The organism is Delftia sp. JD2 (assembly GCF_001682645.1).
GTDB classification, from domain to species: Bacteria; Pseudomonadota; Gammaproteobacteria; order Burkholderiales; family Burkholderiaceae_C; genus Comamonas; species Comamonas acidovorans.
On sequence record NZ_LFJT01000027.1, the window covers coordinates 53,759 to 80,179 of the forward strand.

Sequence of the window (26,421 nt, forward strand, 5' to 3'; positions counted from 1 at the left end):
CGATGACGCTTGAGTTCTTCACCATATCGCTGCTCAACGGCGTGAGCTATGGACTGCTGCTGTTCATGCTCAGCTCGGGGCTGACGCTGATCTTCAGCATGATGGGCGTGCTCAACTTCGCCCACACCAGCTTCTACATGCTGGGCGCGTACTTCGGCTACACGCTCAGCGGCATCATCGGCTTCTGGGGCGCGCTGTTCGTCGCGCCCCTGCTGGTGGGCGCACTGGGCGCCATGTTCGAGCGCTACAGCCTGCGCCGCGTGCACAAGTACGGCCATGTGCCCGAACTGCTCGTGACCTTCGGCCTGTCCTATCTCATCCTCGAGGTGGTGCAGCTGGTCTGGGGCCGGGGCACCGTGCCCTACGGCCTGCCGCCCGCGCTGCAGGGCCCGCTGTTCACGCTGTACGGCACGCAGTTCCCGCGCTCGCGCTCCTTCGTGATGCTGCTGGCGCTGCTGATGCTGGTGGCCGTCTGGCTGCTGCTGACGCGCACGCGCATCGGCCTGGTCATCCAGGCCGCGCTCAAGAACCCCGAGATGGTGGAGGCGCTGGGCCACAACGTGCCGCGCGTGTTCATGATGGTGTTCGGCGGCGGCTGCGCGCTGGCGGGGCTGGCCGGCGTCATCGGCGGCAACACCTATGTGACCGAGCCGGCCATGGCCATGTCGGTCGGCTCCATCATCTTCGTGGTGGTGGTGGTCGGCGGCATGGGCTCGCTGGCGGGGGCCTTCGTGGCCTCGCTGCTGATCGGCGTCGTGCAGACCTTTGCCGTGGCCATCGACTGGTCGCTGGCCAGCCTGCTGACCTCGCTGGGCAGCCCGGTCGGCGAGCAGACCTTTGGCTGGCCGCTGCTCAAGCTCACCATCTCCCAGGTCGCGCCCATCCTGCCCTACCTGTTCCTGGTGCTGATCCTCATCTTCCGGCCCAAGGGCCTCCTGGGCACGCGGGGAGATTGACACCATGTCCTCGATCACCAAAACGACCATGACATCCACTGCCGCAAAAGGCGTTCCGGGCGCTTCGGGGGCTGCGGGCGCAGGGCGCCACTACAGCTTCCAGCCGCTCAACATCGGCCGCATCCTGATCTGGGGCGCCTTCGCCCTGGCGCTGATCGTCGCGCCGCTGGTGTTCACCAGCAGCCTGGCGCTGACCATGCTCAGCCAGATCGGCTATCTCATCATCATCTGCCTGTCCTACAACATCCTGCTGGGGCAGGGCGGCATGCTGAGCTTCGGCCATGCGGTCTACACGGGGCTGGGCTCGTTCATCGCCATCCATGCGATGAACCGGGCCAGCTCCGGCGACTGGGGCATTCCGCTGGTGCTGATTCCCATCATCGGCGGCCTGGGCGGCATGTTCTTCGCGGCCCTGCTGGGTTATGTGACCACCAAGAAGTCGGGCACCACCTTCGCCATGATCACCATGGGCATCGGCGAGCTGGTGGCGTCCATGGCGCTGATGTTCCCCGAGTTCTTCGGGGGCGAGGGCGGCATCACCACCGACCGCGTCTATGGCAAGCCCTTCTTCGGGCTGACCTTCGGCTCGGGCATGGAGGTGTACTACCTGATCGCCGCCTACTGCTTCATCTGCACGGCCGCCATGTTCGCCTTCACGGGCACGCCGCTGGGCCGCATGCTCAACGCTGTGCGCGACAACCCCGAGCGCGTGGAGTTCGTGGGCTACAACACGCAGCGCGTGCGCTACTTCTCCTTCATCATCGCGGGCTTCTTCGCGGGCGTGGGCGGGGGGCTTGCAGCCATCAACTTCGAGATCATCACGGCCATGGACAGCGTGAGCGTCATGCGCTCGGGCTCGTACCTGCTGTTCACTTTCCTGGGCGGCGCCACCTTCTTCTTCGGGCCCATCATCGGCGCCGTGCTGCTGGTGCTGGCCTCGGTGCTGCTGTCGGAGCTGACCAAGGCCTGGCTGCTGTACCTGGGCCTGGTGTTCCTGCTGATGGTGATGTACGCACCGGGCGGCGTTGCCAGCCTGATCATGATGAACCTGCGCGTGGCGCGCTTCGGCAAGTGGCGCCGGCTGGCCCAGCCCTACCTGGCCATCGCGGCCAGCGCACTGGTCATGATCGTGGGCGGTGCGGCCATCGTCGAGATGATCTACCACCTGCAGCTCAATGCGGCCCTGGGTCCCCAGGTCTCGTTCATGGGCGTGCAGCTCGATACCAGCTCGGCATCGACCTGGACCGTGGCCGTTGCCATCTTCGTGGTGGGCCTGGGCCTGCTGGAAGTGGCCAGGCGCTGGTGCCTGCGCCGCTGGGAGCGCATCCAGGAAGAAATCGAAGAAGCCATCAAGCGCGGGGAGGGCTGAACCATGTCCAGCATTGCAATCGAACGTCCGGGCACCGCGGCCGCCGCCGCGGCTGGCGAGGCCACCTATGCGCTGGAGCTGCGCGACCTGTACAAGCGCTTCGGCAAGGCCGAGATCATCCGTGGCGCCCAGCTGGCCGTGAAGCCGGGCGAGCGCGTGGCCATCATCGGCCCCAACGGCGCGGGCAAGAGCACGCTGTTCAACCTGATCAGTGGCCGCTTCGAGCCCACCAGCGGGCAGGTGCTGCTCAACGGCCAGCGCATCGACGGCAAGAAGCCCTATGAAATCAACCGCATGGGGCTGTCGCGCAGCTTTCAGATCACCAACATCTTTCCCAAGCTCAGCGTGTTCGAGAACCTGCGCTGCAGCGTGCTGTGGAGCCTGGGCTACCGCTACAGCTGCTGGCGCTTCCTGTCGAAGCTGCGCGACGCCAACGCCCGCGCCGATGAGCTGATGGAGATGATCGGCCTGCACAGAAAGCGCGACACGCTGGCGGTGAACCTGACCTATGCCGAACAGCGCGCGCTGGAGATCGGCATCACCATCGGCGGCGGCGCCGGCGTCATCCTGCTGGACGAACCCACGGCCGGCATGAGCAACAGCGAAACGGCCCATTTCATCCAGCTGATCAAGAAGGTCACCGAAGGCAAGACCCTGCTGACCGTGGAGCACGACATGGGCGTGGTCTTCGGCCTGGCCGACAAGATCGCCGTCGTGGTCTATGGCGAAGTCATCGCCTACGACACGCCAGAGGCCGTGCGTGCCAATCCGCGCGTGCAGGAGGCCTATCTGGGCTCGTCCGTGGCGGATCAACAAGCTGGTGCACATTGAGGAAGCGCGGATGCTGAACATCAACAACCTGCATGCCTACTACGGCAAAAGCCATGTGTTGCATGGCGTGGATTTCTCGGTGCAGCCCGGCGAAATCGTCGCGCTGCTGGGGCGCAACGGCTCGGGCCGCTCCACCACGGCCAAGGCCATCATGGGCCTGGTGCACTGGGAGGGCTCGCTGGACTGGAAGGGCCAGAGCCTGACCGGCCGCAAGGCCTACGAGATCGCCCACCTGGGCGTGGGCTACGTGCCCGAGAGCCGCGATGTGTTCCCCAACCTCACCGTGCACCAGAACCTGCTGCTGGGACAGAAGGGCAAGGGCCGGGACAGCCGCTGGGGCTTCGACGACATGTACGCCATGTTCCCGCGCCTGAAGGAGCGCCAGCACACCGAGGCCGGCGTGATGTCGGGCGGCGAGCAGCAGATGCTGACCCTGTGCCGCACGCTGATGGGCGACCCGGACCTGATCATCATCGACGAGCCCACCGAGGGCCTGGCTCCCAAGATCGTCGAGCTGGTGGGCGAGTACCTGCAAAAGATCAAGCAGCGCGGCGTGTCCGTGCTGCTGATCGAGCAAAAGCTCACCATTGCCATGAGCATCTCGGACCGGGCCCTGGTCATGGGCCATGGGCGCATCGTCTTCGACGGCACGCCCGACGGGCTGCGCGCCGATCAGAAGGTGCGCAAGGAGTGGCTGGAGGTCTGATACCTGACTGTTCTCTGCTCAGGGTGCACTGGCCAGGGCGCTCGTTGCCTGCGTACGCTCCGTCCAGCCGCCGCCCAATGACTTGTACAGATCGATCAGGTTGCCCAGGCGCGCCAGCCGCGTCAGCACCAGCGCCTGCTGCGATCCGTAGCGCGTGCGCTGCGCATCCAGCAGGCTGAGGTTGTCGTCCAGGCCTTCGGCAAAGCGCTGGGCGGCCAGTTCCTCGGCCTGTTCGCTGGCGTCCAGCAGCAGTTGCTGCGCTTGCATCTGCTCGTCCAGCGTGCGTTTGCCGGCCAGACCATCGGCCACTTCGGCGAAGGCGGTCTGGATGGCCTTCTCGTAGCTGGCGACCTCGGCGCGCTGGCGCACCCGGGCGACGTCTAGCTGGGCCCGCAGCGAGCCGCCCTGGAAGATGGGAAGGCCAATGCGCGGCATGAAGCTCCAGGTGCCCGAGCCTGCGTCGAACAGGCCGCCCAGGCTGGCGCTGGCCGTGCCGGCAACGCCCGTCAGCCCGATGGTGGGGAAGAACGCTGCCTGCGCGGCGCCGATGCTGGCGTTGGCTGCGCGCAGCCGGTGCTCGGCGGCGCGCAGGTCGGGCCGGCGCATCAGCAGGTCCGAGGGCAGGCCTGCTGGCAGATTGGCGGGCACCAGGTCGTCTGGCAGCGTGAGGGCCCTGTCGAGCTGGTGTGACAGCTCGGGTGTCAGCGGCTGGCCCAGCAGCAGCACCAGGGCGTTGCGGTCCCGTGCCGCCTGGCGCGTGTACAGCGCCCGGTTGGCCTGCGCCGTGCGCAGGGCGATCTCGGCGCGCCGCAGGTCGATGCGGTTGGCGCTGCCAGCCTCCACCAACTGGGCCGTCAGTGCGAAGGAGCGCTGCTGGGCCTCCAGCGTCTGCTGCGTCAGGCCCAGCAGTTCCTGGTCTGCGCGCAGCGCCAGATAGGCGTTGGCCACTTCGGCGACCAGGCTCAGTTGCCCGGCCGTGCGGGTTTCGTCCAGGGCCAGGTAGGCGGCCAGCGCCTGTTCGCCGAGGCTGCGTATGCGGCCCCACAGGTCCAGCTCCCACGAGACGACGCCCGCGACCTGGAAATTGCGACGGATGCCGGCTGTGCCGCTGGGGTTGAGGTCGGCTGGCAGGCGCTGTGCCGAACCGTCGGCGCCCAAGCCGATGCGCGGCAGCAGGTCGGCGCGCTGTATGCGGTACTGGGCCCGCGCCATCTCCACGTTCAGCGCGGCCTTGCGCAGGTCGCGGTTGTTGGCCAGGGACAGGGCCACCAGTTCCTGCAGCAGCGGGTCGCGCAGGAAGTCTCGCCAGCCGATGTCGGCCACGGCCTGCGGGGCCGCATCGGCATCGCCATAGGCGGGACCGCTGGGGTAGATGGTGTCGATGGGCGCTGGCGGGCGCTCATATCTGGGGGCCAGCGAGCAGCCGGCCAGCAGGCTGGCCAGGGCCAGCAGCGACAGTTTTTTCAGGGGACGTTCAGTCCGCATGGCGTACTCCGATCTGCTGCGCGGGTGAGGTGGATGGCGTGGCCGCAGGGCGCTGGCGGCGCGTGGTCCAGCGCCTCACCAGCACGTAGAACACAGGCGTGAGCACCAGGCCGAACAGCGTCACGCCCAGCATGCCGGCGAACACGGCCACGCCCATGGCATGGCGCATCTCGGCCCCGGCGCCGCTGGCCAGCACCAGGGGCACGACTCCCGCAATGAAGGCCAGCGAGGTCATCAGGATCGGGCGCAGGCGCAGGCGCGCCGCTTCGAGCACGGCGGCGAGCGGGTCGGCCCCTTCGTCTTCCTTGGCGCGTGCGAACTCCACGATGAGGATGGCGTTCTTGGCGGCCAGCCCCACAAGCACCACAAAGCCGATCTGCGTGAAGATGTTGTTGTCGCCGCCGGTCAGCCACACCCCGGCGATAGCCGACAGCAGCGCCATGGGGGCGATCAGCAGCACGGCGAAGGGCAGCGACCAGCTGTTGTACTGGGCCGCGAGGATCAGGAAGGCCAGCAGCACGGCCAGCGGGAAGATGTACAGCGCCGAGTTGCCGGCCTGCTTTTCCTGGTAGACCAAGTCCGTCCATTCGAAGGTCATGCCTTCGGGCAGGGTTTCGCGCGCAATCCGCTCCATGGCGTCGGTGGCCTGGCCCGAGGAGTAGCCGGGCGCCGGCCCGCCGCTGATGTCGGCCGAGGGAAAGCCGTTGTAGTGGATCACCCGGTCCGGGCCCGAGCTGCGGGTGATGCGCACGAAGGCGCTCAACGGGATCATGTCCCCGGCCGCGTTGCGCAGCTTGAGCCGGCCGATGTCCTCGGCCTGCATGCGAAACGGCGCGTCGGCCTGTGCCATGACGCGGTAGGTGCGGCCGAAGCGGTTGAAGTCGTTGACGTACAGCGAGCCCAGGTTGATCTGCAGCGTCTCGAACACGTCGGTCAGCGAGATGCCCAGCGACTTGGCCTTGGTCCGGTCGACGTCCACCTGCAGCTGCGGCGCGTTGGTCTGGAAGCTGGCCAACATGCTGGCCAGCTCGGGCGTCTGCATGGCCTTGGCCATGAGGGCGCCCTGGGCCTGCACCAGCGCCTCCAGGCCCAGGCCCGCGCGGTCTTCGATCTGCATCTTGAAACCGCCCATGCTGCCCAGGCCCGGCACGGGCGGCGGCGGAAACATGCCCAGGAAACCGTCGGGGATCTGGCTGAACCGGCCCATCAGTTTCCCCGCGATGGCATTGGCGGACAGCGATGGGTCCTTGCGCTCGGCAAAGGGCTTGAGCATGGCGAACATGACGGCCGAGTTGGGCACGTTCACGAAGCCGTTGATGGACAGGCCCGGGAAGGCCACCACGCTCTCCACCCCGGGCTCGGCCAGCGCGATCTCGGACATCTGCTTGACCACGGCCTCGGTGCGGTCCAGCGAGGCCCCGGTGGGCAACTGGGCGATGCCGACCAGGAAGTACTTGTCCTGGGCCGGAACAAAGCCACCGGGCACCTGCTGGAAGCCCAGCCAGGTCAGGGCCACGAAGCCGCCATACAGCAGCAGCACGATGGCGCTGCCGCGCACTGCGCGGCGTACCGTGCCCACGTAGGCATTGGAGGCGCCGTCGAAGAAGCGGTTGAACAGGCGGAAGAACCCGCCGAACACGGCGTCCATGGCGCGCGTGAGCCGGTCGGGCCTTGCCCCGCCGTGGTGGGGCTTGAGCAGGATGGCCGACAGCGCGGGCGACAGTGTCAGCGAGTTGATGGCCGACAGGATGGTCGATATGGCGATGGTCAGCGCGAACTGGCGGTAGAACTCGCCCTGCAGGCCCGACAGAAAGGCCGATGGGATGAAGACCGCCGCCAGCACCGAGGTGATGGCCAGGATGGGACCGGTGACCTCGTCCATGGCCTTGCGCGCCGCGTCGCGCGGCGATTCGCCCAGGGCGATGTGGCGTTCCACGTTCTCGACCACCACGATGGCATCGTCCACCACGATGCCGATGGACAGCACCAGCCCGAACAGCGACAGCGTGTTCAGCGAAAAGCCGAAGATCTGCATCAGCGCGAAGGTGCCCACCAGTGACACCGGTACGGCCACCAGCGGGATGATGGAGGCGCGCCAGGTCTGCAGGAACAGCACCACCACGATGACCACCAGCACGATGGCCTCCAGCAGCGTGACGGCCACCGATTGCAGCGAGGCGCGCACGAAGACCGTGGGGTCGTAGGCGATGCGGTACTCGATGTCCTGCGGGAAACCCTTTTGCAGCTCTTGCATCCTGGCGCGCACGGCATTGGAGACGTCGATGGCATTGGCGCCGGGGCTCTGGATGATCTGCATGGCCAGTGCCGGCTCGCCATCGAGCAGGCTGCGCAGGGTGTAGGCATCGGCGCCCAGCGAGATGCGGGCTACGTCGCGCAGGCGCGTGACCTGGCCGTCGGCGCCGGATTGGACGATGATGTCGCCGAACTGTTCCTCGCTGGCCAGGCGGCCCATGGTATTGACCGTCACCTGGAAGGCCGACGAGGTGTCGGGCTGCTGGCCCACCGAGCCGGCCGCGACCTGCACGTTCTGCTCACGGATGGCGGCGACCACATCGCTGGCACTGAGCCCGCGCGTGGCCACCTTGGCCGGATCCAGCCACACGCGCATGGAGTATTCGCCCGCGCCCCAGACCTGCACATCGCCGATGCCGGGCAGGCGCGCCAGTTCGTCGCGCACCTGGCGCAGGGCGAAGTTGGACAGGTACAGCGGGTCGTAGCGCTTGCCGGGCGAGACCAGGTGCACCACCATCAGCACGTCGGGCGAGGTCTTTTGCGTGACCACGCCGATGCGCTGCACCTCCTGCGGCAGGCGGGGCAGGGCGCGCGAGACCCGGTTTTGCACCTGGATCTGCGCCATGTCCGGGTCGGTGCCCTGCTTGAAGGCGATGCTGATCGCCATCCGGCCGTCGGTGGTCATCTGGGAGCTCATGTAGAGCATGTTCTCCACGCCGTTGATGACCTGCTCCAGCGGCGCGGCCACGGTGTCGGCGATGACCTCGGGATTGGCGCCAGGGTAGCTGACCGTGACCTGCACCGTGGGCGGCGTGACGGCCGGATACTCGCTCAGCGGCAATTGCCAGAAAGCGATGGCGCCGGCCAGCAGCATCAGCAGCGACAGCACAATGGCGAAGATCGGCCGCGCGATGAAAAAGCGGGGAAAGTTCATTGGCGTGCCTCCAACCGGTCATTGGCGGCGCCAGCCGCTGCGGGTGAGGCGGCAGCGGAGGCCGTCTGCTGCATGGGGGTCGGGCGGGGCGTGACCTGCATGCCGGGACGCACCAGCCCCTTGAGGATGATTTTCTCGCCGCTTTTCAGGCCCTCGTCGATCACGCGCAGGCCATCCACCAGCGGCCCCAGCCGCACCGGGCGGTACTGGGCCTGGTTGTCCTCTGCCACGACCAGCACATAGTTCTTGCCCTGGTCGGTGCCCACGGCCTGGTCATCGATCAGGATGGCCTCGCGCGCAGCACTCGTGGCCAGCCTGGCCCGTGCGAACAGGCCCGGGGCCAGTACACCCTTGGGGTTGGGCACCACGGCGCGTGCGCGGATGGTGCCGGTGGCGCGGTCCATCCTGTTGCCCACGAAGTCGAGCACGCCTTCATGGGGGAAGCCCTGGTCCGTGACCAGCCCCAGCGCCACGCGCGGCGCCGCCTTGCCGCCACGCGCCTCGGGCCGGGCCTGGCGCACGGCCGTGAGATAGGTGGCTTCGTCGATGTCGAAATAGGCGTGCATGGGATCGACCGAGACGATGGTGGTCAGCAGCGTGGCCGCGCCCGCCGAACCTCCCGAGCTGCCGCCGACCAGGTTGCCCTCGGTCACCAGCACCCGGTCCACGCGGCCCGAGATAGGCGCCGTGATGCGCGCGTAGGACAGGTCCAGCCGCGCCGCTGCCACGGCGGCCTGGGCCGCCTGCACCTGCGCCTGGCGGGCGTTGTGCGCGGAGACGGCATCGTCATGGGTCTTGCGCGAGACGGCGCCCGTGGGCGCCAGCCGTTCGGCGCGCTCGACATCGGCCTGGGCCTGGCTGGCCAGCACCTGGGCCTGGCGCAACTGTGCGGCCGCATTGTCCAGCGCAACATGGAAGGGGCGCGGGTCGATCTGGAACAGCAACTGGCCCTTGCGCACCAGACTGCCCTCGGGAACGCTCACGGCCTCGACCGCACCGCCCACGCGCGAGCGCAGCTCCACCGTCTTGGGCGCGGCGAGAAAGCCCGTGAACTCGGCCGATGGCGTGACCGTGCGCGTAATGACTTCGGCCACCGGCACCTGCGGCCCGGCGGGTGCGGCCGCCTTTGGCTGGTCGCCCGAGGCCTCGCGGGTGGCGAGGGCTATGCCCAGTACCCCCGCCATGGCGCCGGCAAGCGCGGCGATTCTGATTTTTTCACGCATGGAAGTGCCCCTTTCTCGGTTGCAGGGCCCCGGACCATCCGGCGCGTCGCTGCATCGACATGCGCAAAGGCTGGGGCTTACAACGGCGGCAAGGTCAAGCTTTGCCAAAAGAACTCCGGGCCGCGAGGGCACTTGACCTTGACGTTGTGTGAAGGATCAAGCTGTGCACGCCGCGAGGCTGGTCCTGCGGGGCGGGCCATGCCACGGCACTTTGAAACAGGAGATAGACCATGAACATCGGAGAAGCCTCCAAGGCATCTCGTATCTCGGCCAAGATGATTCGCTATTACGAGCAGATCGGGCTGATACCCCCGGCGAATCGCTGCGAAGCGGGCTACCGCGTCTATGGCGGTCCCGACATCCTGCGGCTGCACTTCATCCGCGGCGCGCGCGACTTCGGCTTTTCGGCGTACGAGATAAAGGACCTGCTGGACCTGTGGACCGATCCATCGCGGCGCAGCGCGGACGTCAAGCGCGTGGCCGAGCAGCACATCGCGGCGTTGGAGCAGCGCATCGATGACATGCGGCAGGTGGCCTCGTCCCTGAAGGCGCTGACCAGATCCTGCGCAGGCGATCAGTCGCCGGCCTGTCCTATTCTGCAGGGACTGCAGCAGCCCGATAGCGGCAAGAGGGAACCCTCGCGGCGCACAGGCGCCGTACCGCGCAAGAACCACCCGCATGCGTGCGGCAAGACGAACGAAGTTGCGGGCCGCTGCGCCTGTCCGCACTGAAGGGAGGGCCGCCACCATGCCACAACTGACCGTGATCGCGCACGCCGAACTGGCCCCGGAGGGGGCGGTGTTGCAGGTGCCTGCGGGCACGTCGATCTGCGAAGCCCTGCTGGACCACGGCATTGCCATCGAGCACGCCTGCGAGCAGGTCGGCGCCTGCACGACCTGCCACTGCATCGTGCGCCAGGGATTCGGCTCCTTGAACGACGTCGAGGAGCAGGAGGAAGACATGCTGGACCGGGCCTGGGGGCTGCAGGCGCAATCGCGCCTGAGCTGCCAGGCCATCGTGGGGCGGGAGGATCTGACCGTGGAGCTTCCTCGCTACACGATCAATCACGCCAAGGAGGGTCGGTGACCCTCCGAGGAGGCTGGCGCGGGGCTCGCGTCCGTGGGAGGGTCGCAATCCATCGGCCTTGCCGACGGATTGCGGCGGCGTGTCATCCCTTGCCTGGCGGGTAGCCCGCCTGGCGCAGTGCGGTGGCGATCTGCTCCTCGGTGGCGCTGGTCTGCACCTCCACCCCACGGGTCAGCGGGTCCGTGGCCACCCTGGCATCCGGATCGACGGTCTTGATGGCCTTGGTCACGGAACGGGCGCAGCCGCCACAGGTCATGTCTTCAAGAAAAAACTGCATGAAAAACTCCTTGGGGGTTGAAGGTCCATGCAGTCTGGGCATTGCTACGGTGGGAAGGTCAAGTCCCTCAAGCTGGATTTCCCTGTCGGTACAAACACTGGAGCCTTGGCGCTTGCATGACTTTGCGAGACCGCCTCCCCGTAAGCTGGCGCGGGCGCGGACCCCGGCGAGACCTGCTGGACGCTGCAGCGCAGCAAAACTTGTCCCGACCGGGACAGCTTGCACCGCCAACGGCATGGCGCTGCCGGTCAAGCCTTCCTAGAATGGAAAAAGCACGTCCGTACTATTTGCTTAAACCTCAGGAGACATTGCATGACGGCTGAATACAAGGTCGACGGCTCGGTTGCCGTGATCACGCTCAACAATCCCCCCGTCAACGGCCTGGGCCTTTCCACGCGCCGCGGCATCGTCGAGGGGCTGGACAAGGCTTACGCCGACCCGGCCATCAAGGCCATCGTCATCACGGGAGCCGGCAAGGCCTTTTCGGGCGGTGCCGATATCAACGAGTTCGGCAAGGAAGAGGCGTATCGCGAGCCGCACCTGGTCTCGCTGATCAACTCGCTGGACCAGGGCAGCAAGCCCGTGGTGGCCGCCATCCATACCGTCTGCATGGGCGGCGGGTTGGAGCTGGCGCTGGGCTGCAACTACCGCGTGGCCGCTCCCGGCACCCTGGTGGCCCTGCCGGAAGTCAAGCTGGGCCTGCTGCCCGGTGCAGGCGGCACGCAGCGCCTGCCGCGCGTGCTGGGCGTGGAGACCGCGCTGAACATGATCGTCAGCGGCGAACCCGTCAAGAGCGAGCTGCTGGCCTCCATCCCCGGCCAGAAGCTGTTCGACAAGATGGCCGCTTCGCCCGAGTCCCTGCTGGACGAGGCCAAGGCCTTTGCGCTGGAAGTGGCTGACAAGCACGCGGCGGGTGTTCCGCTGCCGCGCGTGCGCGACCTGCCTTGCAAGCACCCCCAGGGCGACGCCTACTTCCAGTTCGCGCGCAACATGGTCAAGGGCATGGCCAAGAACTACCCGGCCCCGGCCCGCTGCGTGGACACGGTGGAGAACGCCGCGCGCAAGAAGTTCGACGAGGGCATGGCCCTGGAGCGCGATGCCTTCATGCAACTGATGTGGTCGCCCGAGTCGCGCGCGCTGCGCCACCTGTTCATGGCCGAGCGCGCGGCCTCCAAGATCGCCGACGTGCCTTCGGACACGGCTGTGCGCGACATCAAGACCGTGGGCGTCATCGGTGCCGGCACCATGGGCGGCGGCATTTCCATGAACTTCCTGAACGCGGGCATTCCCGTGACCATTCTGGAGACCAAGCAGGAAGCGCTGGACCGTGGCGTGGCCACCATCCGCAAGAACTACGAAGCCCAGGTCAAGAAGGGCAAGCTCACCCAGGAAAAGTACGACCAGCGCATGGCGCTGCTGAGCACCACGCTGTCGTATGACGCGCTCAAGAATGCCGACCTCATCATCGAGGCGGTGTTCGAGGAGCTGGGCGTCAAGGAAATCGTGTTCAAACAACTGGACGAGGTTGCCAAGCCCGGCGCCATCCTGGCCTCCAACACCTCCACGCTGGACGTGGACAAGATCGCCGCCTTCACCAAGCGCCCGCAGGACGTGGTGGGCATGCACTTCTTCAGCCCCGCCAATGTGATGAAGCTGCTGGAAGTGGTGCGCGGCAAGCACACCGCCAAGGACGTGCTGGCCACCGTGATGAAGCTGGCCAAGAAGATCAAGAAGACCGCCGTGGTCTCTGGCGTGTGCGATGGCTTCATCGGCAACCGCATGATCGAGCAGTACTCGCGCCAGGCCGGCTTCCTGCTGGACGAAGGCGCCACGCCCGCCCAGGTGGACAAGGCCATCGAGAAGTTCGGTTTCGCCATGGGCCCGTTCCGCATGGGCGATCTGGCCGGCAACGACATCGGCTGGGCCATCCGCAAGCGCCGCGCCGTCGAGCGCGCCGACATGAAGTACAGCCGCACGGCCGACAAGCTGTGCGAGCTGGGCCGCTTCGGCCAGAAGACCGGCGCGGGCTGGTACGACTACCAGGCGGGCAAGCGCGACGCCATCCCGTCCGAGCTGGTCAACCAGATGATCGAGTCCCACCGCAAGGAGCTGGGCATCACCCCGCGCAAGATCTCCGATGAGGAAATCGTCCAGCGCCTGGTCTTCGCCCTGGTCAACGAAGGCGCCCACATCCTGGAAGACGGCATCGCCGGCAAGTCGGGCGATATCGACATGGTCTACCTGACCGGCTATGGCTTCCCCATCTGGCGCGGCGGCCCCATGCACTACGCGGGTGAGGTCGGGCTGTTCAACGTGGTCCAGGCCATGAACCGCTTCGCCAAGAACCCCAACGACGACGCCGATTTCTGGCAGCCGGCCCCGCTGCTGGCGAAGCTGGCGGCCGAAGGCAAGCAATTCAGCTGAGACGTGCGGCGCACGAACTTTTTGCGAACCACCGCAAACCCGCCATACAAGGAATATCCATGACATCCGCCGTGATCGTTTCCACCGCCCGCACGCCCCTGGCCAAAAGCTGGAAGGGCTCCTTCAACATGACCCATGGCGCCACGCTGGGCGGCCATGCCGTGCAGCACGCCGTGCAGCGCGCAGGCGTCGACCCTGCCGCCGTCGATGACGTGATCATGGGCTGCGCCAACCCCGAAGGCGCCACCGGCATGAACATTGCGCGCCAGATCGCGCTCAAGGCCGGCCTGCCCATCACCGCATCGGGCATGACCATCAACCGCTTCTGCTCCTCGGGCCTGCAGACCATTGCCACCGCATCGCAGCGCATCATCGCGGGTGAGGGCGATGTCTACGTGGCCGGCGGCGTGGAGTCCATCTCCTGCGTGCAGCAGGAAATGAACCTGCACATGATCCAGGACCTGGCCCTGGCCAAGCAAAAGCCCGAGATCTACTGGAGCATGCTGCAGACCGCCGAACAGGTCGCCAAGCGCTACGGCATCGGCCGTGACGCCATGGACGAATACGGCGCCGCCAGCCAGCAAAAGGCCTGCGCGGCCCAGGCCGCCGGCCTGCTGGACGCCGAGATCGCCCCCATCACCGTGACCATGGGCGTGGCCGACAAGGTGCGCGGCCTGATCACCAAGGAAGTGACCTGCAGCAAGGACGAGGGCGTGCGCGAAGGCACGACCAAGGAAGGCATCTCGGGCATCCGCCCCGCGCTGCCCGGCGGCGTGATCTCGGCCGGCAATGCCAGCCAGTTCTCCGATGGCGCAGGCGCCTGCGTGGTGGTCAGTGAGGACTATGCCTCGCGCAACAACCTCAAGCCTCTTGGCCGCTTCCTGGGCTTTGCCGTGGCCGGCTGCGAGCCCGACGAAATGGGCATCGGCCCCGTCTTCGCCGTGCCCAAGGTGCTCAAGAAGCTGGGCCTGACGGTGCAGGACATCGACCTGTGGGAGCTCAATGAAGCCTTTGCCGTGCAGGTGCTGTACTGCCGCGACAAGCTGGGCATCCCCAACGACCGCCTCAATGTCAACGGCGGCGCCATTGCCCTGGGCCATCCCTATGGCGTGTCGGGCCAGCGCCTGACGGGCCATGCCCTGATCGAAGGCAAGCGCCGCGGTGCCAAGCGTGTCTGCGTGACCATGTGCATCGGCGGCGGCATGGGTGCCGCTGGCGTGTTCGAAGTGCTGTAAGTGCAGGTGGCGGCTGCGGCCGCCACCGCCTGTTCCCGTTACTCCTGTTGGCCGCACGCGCTCCCTCTGGCGGCGCCTGCGGCTTCTTTTTTGATTCCGGACCCCACCATGCGCCTGCGTTCCACCATCGATTTCCTGCTCTATGAATGGCTGCGCGCCGATGCGCTGGGCGAGCGCGAGCGCTTTGCCGACCATTCGCGCGACACCTTCGATGCCGTGCTCGACACCTGCGAGCGCATCGCCCGCGAGAAATACGCCCCCTTCAACCGCACCGTGGACACGCAGGAGCCGCAGTTCGACGGCGAGAAAGTCATCCTGCCCCAGTGCACCCACGATGCGCGCCAGGCCTATGCCGACTCGGGCATGCTCAGCGCCGCCCAGGACTACGACATCGGCGGCATGCAGCTGCCCTACACCGTGGAGGCGGCAGCCAACAGCTTCTTCGCGGCGGCCTCCATCAGCATCGGCTCCAACATGCTGACCTCGGGCAATGCCAATGCCATCATGGCCCACGGCACGGACATGCAAAAGCAGGTCTTTGCCACCAATGAATTCAATGGCCGCTGGGCCGGCACCATGTGCCTGTCCGAACCCCAGGCCGGCTCGTCACTGAGCGACATTGCCACCCGTGCCGAGCCCGATGGCGCCGACTTCGAAAGCGATGCACTGGGCCCGCGCTACCGCCTCAAGGGCAACAAGATGTGGATCAGCGCGGGCGACCATGAGCTGACCGAGAACATCGTCCATCTGGTGCTGGCCAAGATCCCCGGCCCCGATGGCAAGCCCGTGCCCGGCGTGCGGGGCATCTCGCTGTTCATCGTGCCCAAGAAGCTCGTGGACACCGAAGGCCAACTCACCGGCGAGCGCAACGACGTGGCCCTGGCCGGCCTCAACCACAAGCTGGGCTGGCGCGGCACCACCAACACGCTGCTGAACTTCGGGGAAGGCCGCTTTCCCGTGCGCGGCGGCGCCGGGGCCGTGGGCTACCTCGTCGGCAAGCCCGGCGAGGGCCTCAAATGCATGTTCCACATGATGAACGAGGCCCGCATCTCCATCGGCATGGCCGCCACCATGCTGGGCCTGGCCGGCTACTACGCCAGCCTTGAGTACGCGCAGAACCGCCCGCAGGGCCGGCCGATCAAGGGGGCGCCGGGTGCAGCCGGCAAGGATGCCACGCGGCCCCAGTCGCGCATCATCGAGCACGCCGACGTCAAGCGCATGCTGCTGGCGCAGAAGTCCTATTGCGAAGGCGCGCTGGCGCTGAACCTGTTCTGCGCGCGCCTGGTCGATGAGCAGCACACCGGCACGCCCGAATCCGTGGCCGAGGCCCGGCTGCTGCTGGAAGTGCTCACCCCCATCTCCAAGAGCTGGCCCAGCGAGTTCTGCCTGGAGGCCAACTCCCTGGCCATCCAGATCCACGGCGGCTACGGCTACACACGCGACTTCCCCGTGGAGCAATACTGGCGCGACAACCGCCTGAACATGATCCACGAAGGCACGCACGGCATCCAGGCCATGGACCTGCTGGGCCGCAAGGTGCTCATGGAAGGCGGCAAGGGCCTGCAGCTGCTGGCCACGCGCATCAACGACACCATCCAGCGCGCCATGGCCCGGTCCGAGCTGGCCGGCCATGCCAATGAACTGGCCAAGGCCCTGCAGGAAGTCGGCGCCACCACCAAGGCCGCATGGGCCACCGACGACCCGCAACAGGCCCTGGCCAATTCCGTGCCGTACATGCAGGCCTTCGGCCACACGGTATTGGCCTGGACCTGGCTGGACGTGTCCCTGGCCGTACTCGCCAAGGACGCCGCCCTGGCCGAACCTGCCAACGCTGGCCGCATGGCCGCCATGCGCTACTTCTTTGGCTACGAGCTGCCGAAGATCGGCGCCTGGCTCAAGGTCGTGCGTGAGCGCAACATGACTTGCGCGGAGATGAGCGAAGAGGCGTTCTGAGGAAGTTGGCAGCACGGCTGCCGTAGGATGCAAAAAAGCGCGGACCATGTGGTCTGCGCTTTTTTTTATTTCAGGGATTTTCAAGGTTGCCGGAGAGCCGGGCCTGCTCTTTGACCCATTCTCTAGTTTTTCCACGAACGCACCATTCGGGGTTTTTGACCCAGTCCGTGAAATATATGGTGGGGTGCCCTTCCAGGATATTGCAGCGTGTATAGCCAAGTTTGGGCATTGCATAGTATTGCAAGGGAGTTATGAGGGCAAGGCAAGAAGCCATAATTATTAATCCTGCCAGCATGGTTGCGTTAAAGCTGCGTTCGGTTACCTTTAAAATTGATGTTTTGCATGGTATTGCCTTGGATAATGAAGAAATTAGACCAACTGCCAATATTACGGGAAAATATGCTACGACTGGTGCTCCGGGTGTTATTCTTATTGATGCTGATAATTCAACGAGATCCTTAATGTCATTAAATATTGCATGCTTAATGTACCAAGTGCAAAGAATAAAAACGAAAACATCTAAAGGGATGCCCCAAATCAAGGTTTTCCTTATTTTTTTTGCGTCCAACATTTTATTGATTAGTTTTTGCGATTTGTGCGGCACATAAATTCATTTTTGAAAATTTCTGTGGAACACTCGTTAAGTTTATACTCTATCTGATGATTTGTTTTATGATTTTCCAGATTGATTTTGTCGATATTTATTCGATATATTCCTTGAGGCATGCTGCTTGTGGAAATGCGTAGCATGTTGATCACATGTTGTTTGATTTTTAAATCATCGTCTATTTGATTCAAGATGATTCCTGTGACAAGTACGGCCACTGCCACAGCAGCCAAAGGAAGAATTGCAAGGGAGGTTGCCGTTGCAAGCTTTATTCCCAAGCCAAGGCCCACCATCGTCGCCAATCCCGCCTTGACCGCTTCCACCCCAATCCCTCCCACAAGATCATGCATGGTCTTCTCGTCATTGAAGATGAAGTCCAGTGTCTCTATCCCGGTGCCCACCACCAGACTCAGAAGAAACCCGCCCTTGGCCACATTCTGCAGACCGCGAATACCCAGGCCCATCTGGACCATGCGTGGATTGGCGGCAAGGAATCGCGTGCCTTGCAGCAGCTGGCGGCGAAGTCCCGCGTAGCCCGTGATGATGATATAGGTGCCTGTGGCGGTCGTCTTGATATAGGAGCGGGCGCCGGCCAAGCCCAATGCAATCAGCGTTTTGGTGATCAGGTACGCGTCGCTGACCATCAGGGAGGCGGGAGCGACCCAGGGTTTGCCTGCATTCGGGCTGGCGGTGTGTGTCCAGTATCGACCAAGCGCACTGTGGGCCAGCATGGCATGCAGCGTGGCCGCCAGGCGAGGATTGTTACGCGCCTTGTCGCTCAGTATGTCTGCGTATTCCTGTGGCGTGAGCACAATGGCATCGATCTGTTTTTGCTCCATTTGGCGAGCAAGCATGTCGGCATAGCCGATCTGATAGAAGGTGGCGGCAATGGAGGCTGGCATGGTGTATGGAGACGCTGGATCAGAAGCGGAATCGAGGATTCCAGCCAATGCGCCTTGATCAATAAAGGCAATTTGACGGGAATGAGTGGTTGCAAGCAGGCGAATAATCCGCTGTCAGTGTCCGAGCGGGTTTCTGATGTTTGCTGTGCGAAGAGTCCTCATTTGATTTCATGGCCTGCACGAGGTCAATCAAAGAAGTCGCCCACAGATCATTTTCAGAATTATCCTTAGGACAATTCTTAAAATCAGGTTTGAAATGCCAGGTGAATAGAGATGCTGCCAATGAGCGTTGGGTCCCAGGCAGCGCCATTCGCCATGGGCGGTATTCACGGGGCACAAGCGCAGGCTGCCCGGCTCGGCCACGGGCATTTGCGGATGAAGGATGCGGGGAGAGGTGGTCCGTACCGCCGCTGCGCTTGCGGGCAGGCTGTTGGACCGGGGTATGGGCTACGGTCTCACCGTGCTGAATGCTTGCAGACGAGGACTCAGGGACCGGGTGTCAGCGCATCGGAAGCCGTGCAGGCGCTGAAGGCCGCCTGCCGGAGGGTGCATGCCTCAAAGATCCAGTCCGAGATAACGCGTGCCCGGCACGGGATTGAAGCTCACCGGCTCTGCATCCGCAAAACCCAGGGACTCATACAGCCGCTGCGCGGCCTGGAACTCGGGCAGCACGTCCAGGCAGATGCGGGTGTAGCCCGCATGCCGCGCGGTGTCCAGGATGCCTTCCACCAAGCGGCGACCCAGGTTTTCGCCGCGTACCGTGGGGCGCACGTAGACGCGCTTCATTTCGCCTGTCTGCGCATCCACCTGGCGCAGGGCGGCGCAGCCCACGGGCTGGCCGTCTTTCCAGGCCAGCAGCACGCAGCCCTCGGGCGCGGCGTACTTGCCGGGCAGGGCGGCGAACTCGGTCTCGAAGTCCTGGAAGTCCAGGCTCACGGTGGGGCTGGCCACGTACTCCCGGAAGATGCGGACCACGGCGTCGAGGTCTTCGGGAAAGCGGGCGGGGCGGATATCGGTCATGGGTGGCAAGGGGTCAAGCCCTGTTCAAGGGCGCTGCTCAGTTGGAATGAAAGCGCACAAGGATAGGGCAAGACGCCCGGGCCGCCGCCGATCCGCTACAGCATGGGCACCACGCCCAAGCACAGGGCATCGTCGTGCGCCAGGCGGGCAACGGGATAGCCCGCAATTCACTCCTTCGGGGGCGCCTGTTCAGTGCTTTCGCACCTGCCGGTCTGCCTGGAGATCTGTGCTCCAGCTTTCAGGCATTTGTCTTTCTCCACATGGTTCAGGATCAGCGGCGCCAGCCACGCTGCCAGCAAGGCAAGCGCCAAGGGCAGCACGCCAAGCACCCACAGCATCCACTTCGCCTCACGCCGGAAATGCCCGGAGATTCCTGCGTTGGGCGATGCGGGATCTTTCATGGCGATGGCACCGCCTCAACTGCACAAGCGCAGATTGGTGCGCGCAGCCTTGAGCATGGGCAGTACCACATCGGCATCGGTGGGTGGATAGGCCTCGCGCAGTTCCTGATCCGTCTTGCCGGCTTCCTCGGCCAGCGGGGCCAGGGTCTGGCGGCAGGCGGCTGCGTCGCCCGAGCGAAGCTGCGCCAGCGCCAGGTCGTTGCGTATCCAGCCTTTGGCGACGCCGGTCAGCACCTCATCGCAGTCCTGCAGCACCGGCGCCAGCGTGGTCAGTGCCAGGCGGTAGTCCTTGGCGTCGTACGCGCGCTTGAAGTTTCTGCGCGATGCGGCAATGGCCTTGTCCGTGCAGCCGGGTGTGGGCCGAAGGTAATCGCCACCGAACCAGGCCCGCATGCCGCAGAAGTCCCGGCATGCCTCGACGGTGGCCGTGTCGACCCCGACGCGCTGACCGGCAGGCGTGAAGTCCACGGCGCAGGCCGAATTCGCCATCCTGGCCCGGCCGTTGGTGATGGTGCCTTCCAGCTCACAGGTATGGCCGTTGGCACCGACGGTCTGGATATGGAACTTGCCATTGGCCCGCACCACCAGATCGCCACCCCCGCCCTTGCGCACATAGGTACCTGCTGAGGGCGTGGTGATCTGTGCGCAGGCCAGGCCGATGTGGCAGGTGAGGACCAAGGGCGACAGGCGGAGCAGGCAGTTGGTGAGTTGCATGGGCAGGGCTTTGGATTTGCGGCGTGTACGAGGGCGCAGGAATTGCAGCGAGTGTATCGATCAAGGCCGTTTTGCATGGTGGGTTCGTTTGTCTGCGGACGGTACGGCGCCGTGCCCAGCTACAGTGATCCAGAATCTTGCAGCTCACCATGGACACTACAAAGCACATCAATCCAGACCACTATCTGGAAACCGAACAAGGTCGCCTGTTCACCCCGGAACGCAGTGCTGCCGCATGGGAGTTGGCGTACCGGGACTTGGACAAAGCACTGTCTGTCAGCTCGCCCGCGACCAAGCTCTATGTGGTGGTGGGGGTGCAAGCTGCAGGCAAGAGCAGCTGGATTCAACAGAACGCCGCAGCGTTGGGTCGTGATGCGGTGTTCTTTGATGCCGCCCTTCCGAAGGCGGTGCATCGTGAGCGTTCCATTCAGATCGCCAGATCACATGGGGTGCCGGTAGTCTGTATTTGGCTCAAAGCCGATTTGCAGACCGCCTTGCGGAGGAACACGCAGCGGCGAGCCGATCACCAAGTGCCGGAGCAGGCCATTCGCAGCGTGTTTGCCATGTTCGAGCCGCCGAGTGAGCAGGAAGGGTTCGCGGTAGTCCATATCGACGACACCGAGCCGGCCCCCGGGAGCTCCATCCAGCCCATGGGGCCGCGCCAGTTCCCGTCCCTTCAGGATCTCGACCAGCAGATGATTGTGGGCTGGCGAGCTTGCGAGATGGCGTTGGCCGAAGGCGGCCGCTGGGATATGGATGAATCAGGTCGGCAGCGCTGGGTACCTGGCGAAGCAGTCTGGAGCCATCCGCAGGTGCCCTATCTCCAGTTCATCGAGATTTGGATTCAACTGGTGGACGGACGTGTCTGGTCAATGCTTTCCCGTATCGACGATGGCAGCGGGTTTCACGGCCTGTACCTTGTGACTCCAGAGGCGTCTGAGTCGGGTCCCGGCGTGCCTGCATTCATTGGTTACCGTGACCGACTGCTGGCTGAGTTGCCCTTGGGCCTTGTGCGGATAAAAGACATGCGCCGGGATGCAGATGGCTTTGTCGTGGAGATGTGCATGCTCATCGGCCAGAAAGTGGTTCGGTTCCTGTCAGGGGAGGTCTATGAGCGCGGTCAGGGCCTGTTTGAAGTCATAGAGCTTGATGAATCGATACTCGTCCAGATAGAAAGCTAGATGCAGCCAAGCATTGGGCAGCAATCGCTGATGTGCCTTTTGCCGTCGGTATGTCCTGATGTGGAAAGCGCGCAGAGACAGGCTCCTCACAACGCCAGATGCAAAGCCTCCCCGGTCCCCTGCGCAGGCACGGCGCAGCAGATCAGCGCCTCGCCCGCTGGCACGGCGAAGGAGGGTGGCGAGGCATAGGTCACCCCGCCATGCAGCACACGCGTGCGGCAGTCGCCGCAGCTGCCGCCCCGGCAACCGAAGGCGGGCTCCAGCCCCCGGGCCTCGGCCACTTCGAGCAGGCTGCCGTCGCCGGGCTTCCAGCGCGCTTCCTTGGCCGAGTCGGCAAAGATGATGCGGACAGGCTGTGTGGCGGGTGCAGGCAGTTCGGCGGCGGGGGCTGCCCCGGCCATGGAGCGCTTCAGGGCCGAGGGACCGAAGGCTTCTGCGTGGATGCGCTCGTCGGGCACATTGCGTTCGCGCAGGCCGTCATAGGTGGCCTGCATGAAGGCGTCCGGGCCGCAGAGGTAGAAGTCGTAGTCGTCCCAGGGCAGGGTGGCTTTCAACAGGGCCATGTCGATGTGGCCCTCATGGTCGTAGTCGCGGCCGGCCTTTGCCGTGCCGGGTTGGCTGAGCGTGCGCACCCAGTGCACCTCGGCATTGCCGGCCTTCACCAGTTCGGCAATCTCCGTGTCAAAGGCCCGTTCGCTGCGCGTGCGAGCCGCCTGGAACAGCCAGGTGGGCCGCAGGCTGCGGGTGCGCCGGCCTTCGTGGACGATGTGGCGCAGCATGGCCAGCAAGGGCGTGATGCCTACGCCCGCGGCCAGCAGCACGGCGGGGCGGCGCAGGGCCGCATCGGCGGTGAAGCTGCCAGCGGGCGGGTGGGCCTCAACCAGATCGCCGGGCTTCAGGCCATGCAGATGGCTGGACGCACGGCCTAGCTTCTTGACGCTGATGCGCAAGCGTCCGTCCGAAGGCGCCAGCGACAGCGTATAGGTGCGCTGCAGGTGGCTGCCGTCCGCCAGCGTGAGGCGCAGCGGCAGGTGCTGGCCGGCCAGGGGAGCCACAGCGGCCATGCCATCGGCCGGCTCCAGGTAGAGCGAGCGGATGGTGGAACTCTCATCCACGGCCTGCGCCACCCGGAACGGTCGCCACTGCCGCCCCAGCCGGGCGGCGGCCAGGCGCTGGCTGGCATCGGCCCAGCTTCCGGTCATCTGCAGGTGGGGCGACCAGCCGTCGGCCGCCATGCTCCAGCGCAGCGGCAGGGCGTCGGGCCGGCGCACGATGCGGCGGGGCTTGAAGGTCCACAGGCGCTCGGCGCCCTCGAAAGCGGCGATTTCCGGGGAGTCGAGGATGACGCCGGCCTCGCCCGTCATCTGCAGCATTTCCCCGGTTTCGGAGTCGATGAACAGCAGGCCCGCCTTGGGATTGACCAGGAAGTTGCCCAGGGTCATGAAGAACAGGTTGCCCGAGAAGTCGGGGATGGTCAGCGTTCCATCGGCGTCGATCCGCACAAAGCCCGGCTTGCCGCCACGGTGGGAGACATCGACCTGGCGCAGGCCATCCTCCCCATCAACGTAGGACGCCACGTAGAACGTATCCGCCTGCGCAATCAGCTCCCGCGCGCGCGGGTCCAGCGATGCCAGTTCGACCGCCGGCACCTGCGTGGGCTCGTCCGCAGGCCGGACGAACCGGACGCTGCGGTTCTGGATATAGCGCGGGCAGTTGCCGAAACTCTGGACCACGCCGATGTCGAAGGCGCCTGCCCCATCAACGCCTGTCTTGCGCCGCACAGTGCCGTTGAGCCGGTTGCGCCGGCGCGTCATGGGGTCCATGCCCAGCAGGCCCACGGCATGGCCATCGGCTAAGCCCGGCTCGGCCGGGTCGGCTGCATCACGGCCCGCCGCCACATGCAGGGTCGATGGATCGGGAGAGTGCAGGAAACCCGGCTCGCCGGCCCGTACCGTGGCCCAGGCGTCGCCTTGCGCATCCACGCTGCCCAGCGCCACGAAATGCAGCAGAGGATAGAACTCGCGGTGCTGGTCCAGCAGGAAGGGCCGCAGGAACTTGCGTCCCGGCATGTCCATGCGGCCCACGACGCCAACGCTTTGCTGGATCGCCAGTTCGCCCGCATGCCAGGGCGAGGCGGGGTTTTGCAGGGGTTGCGGGTGCATGGTGCGCTCCTTTGCCGGGGGTTCAGGGGAGGTGTGGCTCAGGCACTCAGGCCCGCAGGCCGGCCGGTGTCTGGGCGAATGCCACGAAGCCCGGCAGCGCCTCGATGCGGCCCAGCCAGGCGCGCACTTCGCGGTAGGGCTGCAGGTCCACATTGCCCTCGGGCGCGCTGGCGATATAGCTGTACAGGGCCACGTCGGCAATCGTGGGCGTGCCGCCGGTGAGGAAGGGGCGGGTGGTCAATTGCGCCTCGATCTTGGCGAGGATGGCGTGGGCGCGGGCTATCACTTCCTCGGCCTGGAAGGGGGCCTTGAACACCGTGACCAGCCGGGCCGCCGCCGGGCCGAATGCAATGGGGCCGGCGGCGATGCTCAGCCATTTCTGGATCTCGGCCTCGGACTGTGCGCCCAGAGGCATCCAGTCCTGGCGGTCCAGCTTGCGCGCCAGGTAGACCAGGATGGCGTTGGAGTCGGCAATCACCGTGCCGTTGTCGTCCAGCACCGGCACCTGGCCCAGCGGGTTCAGCGCCAGGAATTCGGGCTTCTTCTGCGCGCCGTTGGCCAGGTCCACATGGACCAGCTCATGCTCCACGCCCAGCAGGCCGAGGAAGAGGCGGGCGCGGTGGGCGTGGCCGGACAGGGGAAAGTGGTAGAGCTTCATTGCGGGTCCTTGGGGTTGGTGAAGGCGCCGGTTGTCGGCGCCACGGGACGTATCCTCCTTCTCCGACCGCATCTTTAGAATCCCTGGCGGCGGCAAGTCACTCTTGCGGGAACGCGAACAAAGCGCCGGCGCAAACCTGGGCAGGCCTGCGCGGGCCGCCCGCAGCCGGGCAGACATACGACACAGACAAGGCAGGCACAGATGGATCGCTTCCAGTCCATGACGGCATTTCTCGCAGTGGTGGACACAGGCGGCTTCGCCTCGGCCGCACGCCGGCTCAAGGTCTCGCCCTCGGTGGTGACGCGGGCCGTCTCCGACCTGGAGGAGCGCCTGGGCGTGCGCCTGCTCACACGCACCACGCGCTTCGTGCGCGTGACCGAGGCCGGCACGGCCTACGCCGACAGCTGCCGCCGCATCCTGGCCGAGCTGGAAGAGGCCGACGAGCATGCCGCCAGCGCCCACGCCGCACCGCGCGGCCGGCTCACGCTCACGGCGCCGGTCAATTTCGGGCGCATGCACGTGCTGCCCGTGGTGCACGACTACCTGGGCCGGTTTCCCGAGGTGGACGTCAATTGCTGGTTTGTGGACCGCGTGGTCAGCCTGGTGGACGAGGGCGTGGACGTGGCCGTGCGCATCGGCGAGCTGCCCGACTCCTCGCTGCAGGCCATCCGCGTGGGCAGCGTGCGGCAGGTGCTGTGTGCCTCGCCCGCATACCTGGCCAGCCACGGCGTGCCCCAGCGGCCCGAGGAGCTAGCGCAGCACACCACCATCACCGCATCCGGCCTCACCTCCACGCCCGAATGGCGGTTTCTCGAAGGCGACAAGGCCCTGGCCGTGCGCCTGCAGCCGCGCCTCATGTCCATGACCAACGAGGCGGCGGCAGATTGCGCCCTGGCCGGGCAAGGCATCACGCGCCTGCCGCTCTACCAGATCGCCAAGCCCGTGCAGGAGGGCGCACTGAGCCTGGTGCTGGAGCCCTTCGAGCGGCCACCGTTACCGATTCATGTGGTGCACCGGGAAGGGCGCCATGCCGCGCATCGCGTGCGGGCGTTCATCGACATGGCGGTGGATGCGCTGAGGGTGGCGGCGTTGAGGTGGTAGCGGCCAGTGCCTGGAAGCCATCTCCCGCGCATTGCAAACCATGTGCACCAGCGCCGAATCGCTGGATTGCGGCTTTGTCGATCAGGCCGAGGTCAGGCGCAGGGAGGCTGCGCAGGTGGCTCGGGAAATGACTTTGGGATTGGGCGCGTAGGCGGGCATGGCGTTTCTATTGGGAGAATCGGGTTGTTTCTCCCTGCAATAGATAGGCAAATGCCATTTCGCCGGACGGCGGATTCTTCAACTTGAAGCGAGTGACATTCAGAACGCCGTGCCAGCCCGGTGGATGTGAATAGCCATCAATCGCCGTCAATTTGAAAGTCTGCCATTTCCCATGGTTGTGGAATTCGCCTTTCCCGTTGCGAACATGCCAATTGACCTCTCGAACGCGCAGGCACTCGGAGCCATTGGCTGTGCTGTCATTGCATGGCACATGTTGCGCTTCGACTTCCAGAAGAATCGGCTGGCCCTCACTTCCGTACTTCGTTATTGGTGTGGGTTCGCCTTTCAGTTCCCAGCGGCTGCCATCGGCAAAGCGCAGTTGCAGATGGGGCGGTGCGTTGGCGATTGCCGTTGTCAATGTGTAGTGGAATTTCCTTGACAGTAAGTCACTCGCCCATTTTTGCAGCTCCATCAATGGCTCGGGACACCCGACCATCGTGTAGAAGCCGGGCTTGATCTGGAAGCCTCCATCGGCATCCATCTCATACTTCCAGGTCATGATATTGCATATCCGTGTACCGAAATCTCCATCTTTGGAGAACCAGAGCTTTATTGAGGGGCTGTCTGGTGTTTTCCAATTCTTTTTCTCTTTGCCTATGGCATCGAAAGCCTGCTGCAGGTTCCATTCGTAGGCAGATAAATATTCCGCGTCCTTGTCTTGATGCGGTAGCGCACTTTGGCTTGCAATGTGTTCCATGCCGTGGCTTGCAGTGGACAAAAGTAT

Annotated in this window: 23 protein-coding genes; 11 read left to right on the forward strand and 12 right to left on the reverse strand. The window is 65.2% G+C overall.

Annotation, left to right across the window (positions count from 1 at the left end; translation table 11 throughout):
• The first annotated feature begins 2 nt into the window (after positions 1-2).
• Genes ACM14_RS16120 through ACM14_RS16135 form a run of 4 tightly spaced genes read left to right on the forward strand, consistent with a single transcriptional unit; the run spans position 3 to position 3,862 of the window.
• Positions 3-956: a branched-chain amino acid ABC transporter permease gene (locus ACM14_RS16120; protein WP_013802772.1), complete on the forward strand. Its 954-nt coding sequence runs from the start codon at positions 3-5 to the stop codon at positions 954-956.
• Between the two features lie 4 nt (positions 957-960).
• Entirely contained in the window at positions 961-2,325 is a 1,365-nt protein-coding gene (locus ACM14_RS16125) for a branched-chain amino acid ABC transporter permease (protein ID WP_013802771.1), read from the forward strand.
• 3 nt (positions 2,326-2,328) lie between these two features.
• Complete coding sequence (locus tag ACM14_RS16130; protein WP_012205149.1) at positions 2,329-3,156, forward strand: ABC transporter ATP-binding protein; 828 nt, start codon at positions 2,329-2,331, stop codon at positions 3,154-3,156.
• A 10-nt stretch (positions 3,157-3,166) separates the two neighbouring features.
• On the forward strand, positions 3,167-3,862 hold the full coding sequence (locus tag ACM14_RS16135) for an ABC transporter ATP-binding protein (RefSeq protein WP_012205150.1): 696 nt from the start codon (positions 3,167-3,169) through the stop codon (positions 3,860-3,862).
• Positions 3,863-3,880: 18 nt separating this feature from the next.
• Here the strand turns inward: ACM14_RS16135 and ACM14_RS16140 are convergent, their stop codons facing one another.
• From ACM14_RS16140 to ACM14_RS16150, 3 genes are read right to left on the reverse strand one after another with little or no spacing between them, the layout of a single operon-like run.
• The gene (locus ACM14_RS16140) at positions 3,881-5,347 is read right to left on the reverse strand and encodes an efflux transporter outer membrane subunit (protein WP_065346708.1); all 1,467 of its coding nucleotides are present in this window, start codon (positions 5,345-5,347) and stop codon (positions 3,881-3,883) included.
• Complete coding sequence (locus ACM14_RS16145; RefSeq protein WP_065346709.1) at positions 5,337-8,534, reverse strand: efflux RND transporter permease subunit; 3,198 nt, start codon at positions 8,532-8,534, stop codon at positions 5,337-5,339. The genes ACM14_RS16140 and ACM14_RS16145 overlap by 11 nt, the downstream gene beginning before the upstream one ends.
• Positions 8,531-9,757 (reverse strand): efflux RND transporter periplasmic adaptor subunit, encoded by a 1,227-nt coding sequence (locus tag ACM14_RS16150; RefSeq protein ID WP_065346710.1) that lies wholly within the window; start codon positions 9,755-9,757, stop codon positions 8,531-8,533. The genes ACM14_RS16145 and ACM14_RS16150 overlap by 4 nt, the downstream gene beginning before the upstream one ends.
• Before the next feature lie 230 nt (positions 9,758-9,987).
• Between ACM14_RS16150 and ACM14_RS16155 the strand changes: the two genes are divergently transcribed.
• Together ACM14_RS16155 and fdx are read left to right on the forward strand one after the other, a co-directional pair.
• Complete coding sequence (locus tag ACM14_RS16155; RefSeq protein ID WP_051940682.1) at positions 9,988-10,488, forward strand: MerR family DNA-binding protein; 501 nt, start codon at positions 9,988-9,990, stop codon at positions 10,486-10,488.
• A 16-nt stretch (positions 10,489-10,504) separates the two neighbouring features.
• Entirely contained in the window at positions 10,505-10,843 is a 339-nt protein-coding gene (fdx, locus tag ACM14_RS16160; RefSeq protein WP_034392695.1) for an ISC system 2Fe-2S type ferredoxin, read from the forward strand.
• Between the two features lie 82 nt (positions 10,844-10,925).
• Here fdx and ACM14_RS16165 read toward each other — a convergent pair whose 3' ends face one another.
• The gene (locus ACM14_RS16165) at positions 10,926-11,120 is read right to left on the reverse strand and encodes a heavy-metal-associated domain-containing protein (protein WP_034392696.1); all 195 of its coding nucleotides are present in this window, start codon (positions 11,118-11,120) and stop codon (positions 10,926-10,928) included.
• 312 nt (positions 11,121-11,432) lie between these two features.
• Between ACM14_RS16165 and ACM14_RS16170 the strand changes: the two genes are divergently transcribed.
• From ACM14_RS16170 to ACM14_RS16180, 3 genes are all read left to right on the forward strand, one after another.
• Positions 11,433-13,544, forward strand: coding sequence for a 3-hydroxyacyl-CoA dehydrogenase NAD-binding domain-containing protein (locus ACM14_RS16170; protein ID WP_065346711.1), 2,112 nt, complete (start codon positions 11,433-11,435; stop codon positions 13,542-13,544).
• A gap of 59 nt (positions 13,545-13,603) precedes the next feature.
• Positions 13,604-14,779 carry an acetyl-CoA C-acyltransferase gene (locus tag ACM14_RS16175; protein ID WP_013802768.1) on the forward strand — a complete coding sequence of 392 codons (1,176 nt, stop codon included), beginning with the start codon at positions 13,604-13,606 and terminating at the stop codon, positions 14,777-14,779.
• Between the two features lie 108 nt (positions 14,780-14,887).
• The gene (locus ACM14_RS16180; protein WP_065346712.1) at positions 14,888-16,732 is read left to right on the forward strand and encodes an acyl-CoA dehydrogenase; all 1,845 of its coding nucleotides are present in this window, start codon (positions 14,888-14,890) and stop codon (positions 16,730-16,732) included.
• A gap of 70 nt (positions 16,733-16,802) precedes the next feature.
• Here ACM14_RS16180 and ACM14_RS32450 read toward each other — a convergent pair whose 3' ends face one another.
• The 5 genes from ACM14_RS32450 to ACM14_RS16200 all read right to left on the reverse strand — a co-directional run bounded on the left by ACM14_RS32450 (position 16,803) and on the right by ACM14_RS16200 (position 20,376).
• On the reverse strand, positions 16,803-17,336 hold the full coding sequence (locus ACM14_RS32450) for a hypothetical protein (RefSeq protein WP_254662069.1): 534 nt from the start codon (positions 17,334-17,336) through the stop codon (positions 16,803-16,805).
• Positions 17,312-18,241 carry a hypothetical protein gene (locus ACM14_RS16185; RefSeq protein ID WP_065346713.1) on the reverse strand — a complete coding sequence of 310 codons (930 nt, stop codon included), beginning with the start codon at positions 18,239-18,241 and terminating at the stop codon, positions 17,312-17,314. The genes ACM14_RS32450 and ACM14_RS16185 overlap by 25 nt, the downstream gene beginning before the upstream one ends.
• A 555-nt stretch (positions 18,242-18,796) precedes the next feature.
• Entirely contained in the window at positions 18,797-19,261 is a 465-nt protein-coding gene (locus ACM14_RS16190) for a GNAT family N-acetyltransferase (RefSeq protein ID WP_065346714.1), read from the reverse strand.
• A gap of 167 nt (positions 19,262-19,428) precedes the next feature.
• Entirely contained in the window at positions 19,429-19,662 is a 234-nt protein-coding gene (locus tag ACM14_RS16195) for a hypothetical protein (protein ID WP_063326366.1), read from the reverse strand.
• A gap of 15 nt (positions 19,663-19,677) precedes the next feature.
• Positions 19,678-20,376, reverse strand: a complete 699-nt coding sequence (locus ACM14_RS16200; RefSeq protein ID WP_065346715.1) for a hypothetical protein — start codon at positions 20,374-20,376, stop codon at positions 19,678-19,680.
• A gap of 149 nt (positions 20,377-20,525) precedes the next feature.
• On the opposite strand from ACM14_RS16200, the gene ACM14_RS16205 reads away from it, so the two are divergent.
• A complete protein-coding gene (locus tag ACM14_RS16205) occupies positions 20,526-21,557 on the forward strand; it encodes an AAA family ATPase (protein WP_175403280.1) in 1,032 nt (343 codons plus the stop codon).
• An 86-nt stretch (positions 21,558-21,643) separates the two neighbouring features.
• On the opposite strand, the gene ACM14_RS16210 is transcribed toward ACM14_RS16205, so the two are convergent.
• On the reverse strand, positions 21,644-23,719 hold the full coding sequence (locus ACM14_RS16210; protein ID WP_065346717.1) for a pyridoxamine 5'-phosphate oxidase family protein: 2,076 nt from the start codon (positions 23,717-23,719) through the stop codon (positions 21,644-21,646).
• A 46-nt stretch (positions 23,720-23,765) separates the two neighbouring features.
• On the reverse strand, positions 23,766-24,377 hold the full coding sequence (locus tag ACM14_RS16215; RefSeq protein WP_047218246.1) for a glutathione S-transferase family protein: 612 nt from the start codon (positions 24,375-24,377) through the stop codon (positions 23,766-23,768).
• Between the two features lie 201 nt (positions 24,378-24,578).
• On the opposite strand from ACM14_RS16215, the gene ACM14_RS16220 reads away from it, so the two are divergent.
• On the forward strand, positions 24,579-25,478 hold the full coding sequence (locus ACM14_RS16220) for a LysR family transcriptional regulator (RefSeq protein WP_065346718.1): 900 nt from the start codon (positions 24,579-24,581) through the stop codon (positions 25,476-25,478).
• 166 nt (positions 25,479-25,644) lie between these two features.
• Here ACM14_RS16220 and ACM14_RS30760 read toward each other — a convergent pair whose 3' ends face one another.
• Positions 25,645-26,394 carry a DUF4377 domain-containing protein gene (locus tag ACM14_RS30760; protein ID WP_084027391.1) on the reverse strand — a complete coding sequence of 250 codons (750 nt, stop codon included), beginning with the start codon at positions 26,392-26,394 and terminating at the stop codon, positions 25,645-25,647.
• Between the last annotated feature and the right edge of the window lie 27 nt (positions 26,395-26,421).